This window comes from Propionivibrio sp. (assembly GCF_016790145.1).
Classification (GTDB): Bacteria; Pseudomonadota; Gammaproteobacteria; order Burkholderiales; family Rhodocyclaceae; genus Propionivibrio.
The window spans coordinates 1-8,307 of record NZ_JAEUOI010000197.1; the positions used below are offsets into that span (position 1 = coordinate 1).

At 58.5% G+C, this 8,307-nt stretch carries 6 protein-coding genes; 1 reads left to right on the forward strand and 5 read right to left on the reverse strand.

Features of this window, described 5'->3' with window-relative positions; all coding sequences use genetic code 11:
* Nucleotides 1-25: 25 nt before the first annotated feature.
* Nucleotides 26-181: a hypothetical protein gene (locus JNM42_RS16200; RefSeq protein ID WP_294272512.1), complete on the reverse strand. Its 156-nt coding sequence runs from the start codon at nt 179-181 to the stop codon at nt 26-28.
* Between the two features lie 319 nt (nt 182-500).
* On the opposite strand from JNM42_RS16200, the gene JNM42_RS16205 reads away from it, so the two are divergent.
* On the forward strand, nt 501-4,121 hold the full coding sequence (locus tag JNM42_RS16205) for an EAL domain-containing protein (protein WP_294272515.1): 3,621 nt from the start codon (nt 501-503) through the stop codon (nt 4,119-4,121).
* Nucleotides 4,122-4,994: 873 nt separating this feature from the next.
* Here the strand turns inward: JNM42_RS16205 and JNM42_RS16210 are convergent.
* From JNM42_RS16210 to JNM42_RS16225, 4 genes are read right to left on the reverse strand one after another with little or no spacing between them, the layout of a single operon-like run.
* On the reverse strand, nt 4,995-5,723 hold the full coding sequence (locus JNM42_RS16210) for an amino acid ABC transporter ATP-binding protein (protein ID WP_294272526.1): 729 nt from the start codon (nt 5,721-5,723) through the stop codon (nt 4,995-4,997).
* Between the two features lie 59 nt (nt 5,724-5,782).
* A complete protein-coding gene (locus JNM42_RS16215) occupies nt 5,783-6,451 on the reverse strand; it encodes an amino acid ABC transporter permease (RefSeq protein ID WP_294272517.1) in 669 nt (222 codons plus the stop codon).
* Nucleotides 6,451-7,194, reverse strand: a complete 744-nt coding sequence (locus JNM42_RS16220) for an amino acid ABC transporter permease (protein ID WP_294272520.1) — start codon at nt 7,192-7,194, stop codon at nt 6,451-6,453. The genes JNM42_RS16215 and JNM42_RS16220 overlap by 1 nt, the downstream gene beginning before the upstream one ends.
* Nucleotides 7,195-7,245: 51 nt before the next feature.
* Nucleotides 7,246-8,148, reverse strand: coding sequence for an amino acid ABC transporter substrate-binding protein (locus tag JNM42_RS16225; protein WP_294272523.1), 903 nt, complete (start codon nt 8,146-8,148; stop codon nt 7,246-7,248).
* Between the last annotated feature and the right edge of the window lie 159 nt (nt 8,149-8,307).

Here is an 8,307-nt window from a genome sequence, read left to right on the forward strand (position 1 = left end):
AGGGTCGAATGGAGCCAGCCACTGTTCAATACTGAGCGGCTGCTACCTGTTTTGACCAGCCGTTAACGCGGAAATTGCTTGGCACCGCAGCAAAGGTCGGCTTTAGATTGATTGCAGTCAGCCAGCTTGCCGAAATCTCTCCTCCAAAACCGACCTCGAAATGTGCAATTTCGCCAGACATAAGGAGTAAGCTGGTTTCGGGACGTTAGCGGAGACGACCACCATGGAGAGTTCAAAAATGCAAACGGGGTGCCCCAAGCGAGGCCCGCGGCGAGCACGCCAGCGTATTCCACATCATTAGCTTCGGCGTGCTTAGCGTGAAATAACCCTGATTCAAGGCAAAAAACCTCGCAACCCAAGTCGCGAATTTTGAATTGCTTCATACTCAGGGGCGCTGCGTCAGCGTTGCATGAAAGTTAGGTTTTATTCACTTAATGTGCCTCTAGCCTCCGAAAAACACTGCGTAAGAAACTATAGAAAATAGTCGTTTTGAGATCAATGTGAAGCCAAAACTCTCCCCCTGGCACTCCCTTAAAACCCGCGCCACCGTTTTCACGCTGGTCATTTTTGTGCTGGGCCTCTGGTCGCTCTCGTTCTACGTCAGTCGCAGCCTGCGGGCCGATATGGAGCGACTGCTGGGCGAGCAGCAGTTTTCCACAGTTTCCTACATCGCAGCAGAAGTCAATGGTGCGTTGAGTGACCGCTTGGCGGCGCTGGAACTTTTTGCCAAAGAAATTGACGCGCAGTTGATGGTTAATCCGGCCGCCTTGCAGGCACGGCTTGCGCAGCGTCCGATTCTTGAGGTTCTGTTCAACGGTGGCACCGTCGTCACTGGGCCCGATGGCACAGTGATTGCCGACGTGCCGCTGTCGAGCGGTCGTGTCGGCACCAATTACATGGACCGTGAGAACATTTCGATTTCGCTCAAGGAGGGTAAAACGGTGATCGGCCGACCGGTCATGGGCAAAAAACTGGGCGCGCCGGTATTCAGTTTGGCGGTGCCGATTCACGATGCACAGGGCAACGTGGTCGGCGCGCTGGTGGCCACGATCAATCTGGGTAAACCCAATTTTCTCGACAAGATCACCCAGAGCCGCTATGGCCGAACAGGCGGCTATTTTCTGATCGCCCCGCAACACAAGCTGTTTGTCACCGCCACCGACAAAAGCCGCATCATGCAGCCGGTGCCAGCACCCGGACTTAACGCCATGCACGACCGCTACATGCAAGGCTTCACAGGCTTTGGTCTGGCGGTCAGTTCACGGGGTGTGCTGGAGTTGTCAGCGGCCAAGGATATTCCAGCGGCGGGCTGGTTTGTCGTGGGCATACTGCCCGCGCAAGAAGCCTTTGCACCGATTGAAAGCATGCAGCAGCGTATGCTCCTGACCACGCTGCTGTTAACACTGCTGACCGGCGCATTGACCTGGTGGGTTTTGAAACGCCAACTCTCCCCACTGGTCGCCACGGCCGATGCGATGACGGCGCTGGCCGATTCAAAGCAAATTCCGCAGCCTCTGCCAGGCATGCAGCAAGGCGAGATCGGGCAATTGGTGGCGGGCTTCAACCGCATTCTGCAGACCTGGACGCAGCGCGAAGCGGCGCTGAGGGACAGCCAGCAACACCTGGCCATCACGCTGAACTCGATTGGCGATGCGGTCATTGCTACCGACACGGCCGGACGCATCACACACATGAACCCGACAGCCGAGCGCCTGACGGCCTGGAAGCTGGAGGATGCGCTCGGCCAGCCCCTGAGCGAGGTGTTTCGCATCATCAACGCCCAGACGCGTCTGGCTGCGGTCAACCCGGTGCAGAAGGTGATGGAGCGAGGTGAAGTGGTAGGCCTGGCCAACCACACCGCGCTGCTCTCGCGTGATGGCCGCGAATATCAGATTGCCGACAGTGCCGCACCGATCCGCGATGCGGCTGATCAGATTGTCGGCGTTGTGCTGGTATTCAGCGATGTCACCGAGAAATACCGCGTAGAACAGGCTTTGGATTACAGCGAGCAAAGATACCGATCCCTGCTTGACAACCTCTCGTCCGGAATCGTGCTTCACAACCCTGACACTTCGATCCAGTTTTGCAACGAGATGGCGGCTTCGCTCCTCGGGTTGACCCAGAACCAGTTGTTGGGCAAGACTGCAATGGATCCTGCCTGGTGCTTTCTTCAAGACGATGGAACTCCGATGGCATTGGAGGATTACCCGGTCAACCGGGTGGCCGCTTCGGGTGAAAGTTTGCGAAATTATGTGGTCGGTGTGCACCACCCTGATCGCCCCGAACCGACCTGGGGGCTTTGCAGCGCCTATCCTATGCGCGATGAAGGCGGCAAGATCCTTCACCTGGTGGTGACATTCACCGACATCACGGAACGTAAGCACGCCGAGGCGGCATTGGTGGCCAGCGAACAACGCTGGAAATTTGCCATCGAAGGTGCTGGCGACGGCCTGTGGGACTGGAATATCCAGACCGGCCGCGCCTTTTACTCCCCGCGCTACAAAGCCATGCTGGGCTATACCGAAGAGGAAATCGGCGATACCGCTGACGAGTGGATCAAGCGTATACACCCCGAAGACGCGCCGGGCGTGTTTGCCGCTATTCAGCCCTATATGGAGGGCAAGCCTGGCTCCGCAACGGTTGAGTTCCGCATGTTGTGCAAAGACGGTGGCTGGCAATGGACGATGGGGCGCGGCATGGTAGTGGAGCGCGATGCCGATGGCAAGCCGCTTCGCATGATCGGCACCAACAGTGACATCACCGAGCGTAAGGCACACTATAGCCAGTTGGAGCACATCGCGCATTTTGATGCCCTCACCAACCTGCCCAACCGCGTGCTGCTGGCCGACAGGCTGCAACAGGCCATGGCGCAGGCGCAGCGGCGACATCAGCAGTTGGCGGTAGCATTCTTGGACCTGGACGGCTTCAAGGCCATCAATGACCACCACGGCCATGAAACCGGCGACCAGGTGCTCATTACCCTGGCCAATCACATGAAGGAGGTGCTGCGCGAGGGTGACACGCTGGCGCGCCTGGGCGGCGACGAGTTTGTGGCGGTGCTGATCGACCTGGAAGACACATCGGCCAGCTTAACGCTGCTCGACCGGCTGCTGGCGGCCGCCGCACTGCCGGTGCAGGTGGGCGACCTGTGCCTTCAGGGCTCGGCCAGTCTGGGCGTCACCTTTTTTCCGCAGGCCCAGGACATCGATGCCGATCAACTGTTGCGCCAGGCCGACCAGGCCATGTACCAGGCCAAAGTAGCGGGCAAGAACCGCTACCACGTCTTCGATGCGGTGCAGGACAGTAGCGTTCGCGGCCACCACGAAAGCCTGGAGCGCATCCGTCTGGCGCTGGCGCAAGGCGAATTTGTGCTGCACTACCAGCCCAAGGTGAATATGCACAGCGGCAAGTTGATTGGTGCCGAAGCGCTGATCCGCTGGCAGCACCCCGAGCAGGGCCTGTTGGCGCCGGCCGCGTTCCTGCCCGTGATCGAAGACCACCCGCTGGCGGTGGCCTTGGGCGAATGGGTGATTGACACCACCCTGACCCAAATGGAGGTGTGGCACGCCATCGGGCTTGATCTGCCGGTCAGCGTCAATATCGGTGCGCGCCAGTTGCAGCAAAGCGACTTTGTCGAGCGCCTGCAAGACATCCTGGCAAATCACCCGCAAGTGCATCCGGGCTGCATTGAACTGGAAGTGCTGGAAACCAGTGCACTGGCTGATATGGCGCAGGTATCGCAGGTGATTGAAGACTGTGCCGAGATTGGCGTGAAGTTTGCGCTGGACGACTTTGGCACCGGCTACTCGTCACTCACTTACCTCAAGCGTCTGCGCGTGGCGATGCTGAAGATTGACCAAAGCTTTGTGCGCGACATGCTCGACGACCCTGATGACATGGCAATTTTGCAAGGTGTAATTGGCTTGGCGGCCGCGTTCAAGCTCGCGGTGATTGCCGAAGGGGTGGAGACGGTTGCGCACGGCAGCGCGCTGCTGCAATTGGGCTGCGAGCTGGCGCAAGGCTACGGCATTTCCAGGCCCATGCCCGCCGAGCAGTTGCCGGCCTGGGCGGCTACCTGGCGACCGGATGCAGCGTGGTACGCGCTGCCGAATTCAGACTAGGCTTCACGTTCCACAGATAATTAGATTGTCACAAAGCTGGAGTTCGCCAGTGGCAGATTACGCTGCACTCCGGACCGTAAAGTGATGAAATAGAGCACCTACTCACCAATGTCTGCTTTCGGGTGAGGGTGCCCGACCAACGGCCGGTTTGGAGAAAATTCGTCACCGGCCGGTTATGGCCGTTATGTAGAGCTTTCCAAAACGGTCATTATGCACAGTGCCCAATTATGTGCACTTGGAGCGCGGAAACCTGCTTGCGCCCATGCTGAATGGTGGTGTCGGGCTTTGCAGGCTACACATAATTTTAGTTTTTTCGGCGGACCGAATCGTGTGTAAGATTTTGGTGTCGACGGAGCTAGCCGCAACTGGGCCAGGACGGTATTTTTCCGTTTGTCCAAGCGCACTGGGCGATGCGGCCCACAGCCTTCCTGCGAAAAAGATCGAGTCGAAATGAGAGCGTGCCCACATTTTCGCCACTTTCCGGAAATACAGACCCTCAAGTTCCCCGAAATTATGCTCAGAATATCGCTGCTCAACTCCGCAGAAAGCAAGTAACCGCGAGGCTTTCCGCTCCTTTAATAAAGTTTACTGTTCATAACTGGGCACTGTGCATAATGGCCGGTAACGGTCTTTCGTGCTTCGACCGCACTCCGTGAAATGTCGACCGTACAGACCGTAAACTTTACGATTTCTAATCGTACGAGCAGTAACAAACCGAGTGTTGACCCTGAACGCTCAGGTCCGCTTTGTCCGTAGTGTTACCCGACCTGCTTGCCATGTCGGGTAGCGAACTACCCGGCATTCACTATGTGGCAGTTATCCTGCCCTCGTTTCATTCCTGCGGAAAAGGCAGGTCGCCGGTAAGCGCGGCTTTCAGTGTTGCAGTATCTTGGTCAGGAATTGTTGCGCCCGCTCGGAACGAGGGTTGGCAAAGAATGCTTCCTTGCTATCGTCTTCGACGATGAGCCCATGGTCCATGAAGATCACCCGGTGCGCGACGCGCTTGGCGAAACCCATTTCATGCGTAACGACCATCATCGTCATGCCTTCCTTGGCCAGCAGCACCATCACGTCGAGCACCTCGCCCACCATCTCGGGGTCCAGCGCCGAGGTCGGTTCGTCGAACAGCATCACGACCGGGTCCATGGAAAGAGCCCGGGCTATCGCCACCCGCTGCTGCTGGCCGCCCGAGAGCTGGCCAGGGAACTTGTCCTTGTGCACCATCAGACCAACCCGGTCGAGCATCTTCAGTCCGCGCGTCTTCGCTTCGTCGGTGCTGCGACCGAGTACCTTGATCTGCGCCAGAGTCAGGTTCTCGGTCACCGACAGGTGCGGGAACAGCTCGAAGTTCTGAAACACCATGCCGACGTGCGAGCGCATCTTCGGCAGGTTGGTTTTCGGGTCGCCGATCGATACGCCGTTGACCACGATATCGCCTTTCTGGAACGGCTCCAGCGCGTTGACGGTCTTGATCAGCGTCGACTTGCCCGAGCCCGACGGACCGCAGACCACGACCACCTCGCCCTTGTGGATGACGGTGCTGCAATCGGTCAGCACCTGGAAGCTACCGTACCACTTGGAGACATTCCTGATTTCGATCATGGTAGCTTCGCTGGGCGAACGAACTGGCTTTTTTTCTTCTACAGTCATGGGGGCTCCGTTTAGCGAATGATCTGGATCTTCTTCTGCAGCCGGCGCACGAGCATCGACAGGCTGAAGCAGATCACGAAGTAAGTTGCTGCCGCCAGCAGGTACATCTCGACCGGCCGGTTGAAGTTCTTGCCTGCCACCTCGAATCCCTTGAGCAGGTCGTAGGCGCCGATGGCGTATACGAGGGACGTATCCTGGAACAGGATGATGGTCTGTGTCAGCAACACCGGCAGCATGTTGCGAAAGGCCTGTGGCAGCACGATCAACTGCATCGTCTGGCCGTAGGTCATTCCCACCGCATAGCCGGCGTAGACCTGGCCCTTGGGCACGCTCTGGATGCCGGCGCGCATGATCTCCGAGTAGTAGGCCGCCTCAAACACGGTGAAGGTGATGATTGCAGACAACTCGGCGCCCATCGGGCGGCCGATCAGCAAGGGGATCAGCAGGAAGAACCACAGGATCACCATCACCAGCGGAATCGAGCGCAGGGTATTGACGTAGAACGCCGCCACCAGCACCAGCGGCTTCTTGCCCGACAGGCGCATCAGCGCCAAGGCCGTGCCCAGTGCAATGCCGCCGATCATTGCCGCCAGTGTGAGCTGGATCGAGAAGATGAAGCCTTTGATAATAAAGCCGCTGACAACGTTCCAGGACAGGAAGCCGAAATCGGTTTCGAGCATCACTTGCCCCCCCCGATCATTCCCGGCACCTGGACCCGGTTCTCGATGAACAGCGCCACGCGGTTGACCGCGAACGCAGACAGGAAGTACAGCAGCGACACCGCCAGATAGATTTCGATCCCGCGCGACGTTTCTTCCTGCGCCTGCATGGCGAACATCGTCAGTTCGGAAATGCTCACCGCGAAGGCGACCGACGAATTCTTGATGATGTTCATCGACTCGCTGGTCAGCGGCGGGATGACGATCCGGAACGCCATCGGCAGCAGCACGAAGCGATAGGTCTGCGGCAGCGTCAGGCCTATCGCCAGGCCGGCGTAGCGCTGGCCTTTGGACAGGGACTCGATGCCGGCCTTGACCTGCTCGGCAATCCGCGCCGAGGTAAAGAAACCCAGCCCCAACACCACCAGCAGGAAGCTGGGCACCTGCTGCAGCGGCAAGAAGAGCGAGGGGATCACGTGATACCAGAGGAAGATCTGGACCAGCAGCGGGATATTGCGGAACAGCTCGGTCCAGGCGTTGCCAATCAAGACCAGCGTCTTGCTCGGCGTGGTACGCAGAATGCCCATCAGCGAGCCGACCACGAGCGCCACCATCAGCGCCAGCAGCGAAACCGAAATCGTCCAGCCCCAGGCCGACAACATCCACTGCAGGTAAGTGATGTCGCCGCCGCTGCCGAAGCAGCGGGGCATCACCTCGCCATCGATGGTGTTCTTGCAGAAGACCTGCCAATCCCAGTTACCCAAGGGCTTCTCCAGTTCGGACTCGACTCAAGTTCCGGGATGTGCGACAGCGGCTCAGGAGGCCACCTTCTTGGCGAACTCCTCGGCCGGCAGGTTGTTCGGGTGTTTGAGCACGTTCCTCAGTGCATCGCTCATCGGCAGGTTCACCACCGCGCCGCTGGGCACGGTGGGCTGCATGAACCACTTGTCGTAGAGCTTGAAGATCTCTCCGGACTTCACCAGATCGGCAATCGTTGCGTTGACGATCTTGAGCATGGCCGCATCGTCCTTGCGCGTCATGATGGCGATCGGCTCGACGCTCAGCACTTCGCCGACGATCTTGTAGTCCTTGGGGTTCTTGCTGCGCGCGATCAGGCCGGCCAGAAGACTGCCGTCCATCACGAAGGCGTCGGCGCGTCCGCTCTCGACCAGCAGGAAGCTGTCCGAGTGATCCTTGCCGAACAGCTCCTTGAACTCCAGGCCCTCGGCGCGCTTGTTCTTGCGCAATGTCTGGACCGAAGTGGTGCCGGTGGTGGTGGCCACCGTCTTGCCCTTGAGGTCGGCGATCGACTTGATGCTCGAATTGGCCTTGACCGCCATGCGTACCTCCTCGACAAAGGTGGTGTTGGCAAACGAGACGTCCTTCTGACGCGTGGCGTTGTTGGTGGTGGAGCCGCATTCGATGTCGATGGTGCCGTTCTGCATCAGCGGGATGCGGTTCTGCGAGGTTACCGGCTGGAACTGTACGTTGAGCTTCTTGCCGACGGCCTTCTCGATGTTCTCGATCGCCTTCTCGCAGATCGCGACGTGATAGCCGACGTACTTGGAACCGCCGAGCGTGTAGGACAGCACTCCGGACGATTCGCGAACGCCCATGGTGATGGTGCCGGAATCCTTGACCTTCTTCAATGTATCTTGCGCATACGCTACGCCGACAGCCAGCGCAGCAGCCAGAACCAGAATTGACTTCTTCAACATGGCTGAACACTCCTCAGAAACAACGAAATTGAAGAATAGAGGATAAATCAATCAAAGGGTAGAAAAATCAACGCGAAAACCGGGAATTTTTTTGACTCTGCTCGCCGCAGGCGCAGCTCAGGCGGCGGGATGTTTCGGCGGCTGGTACGGCATCAAGGC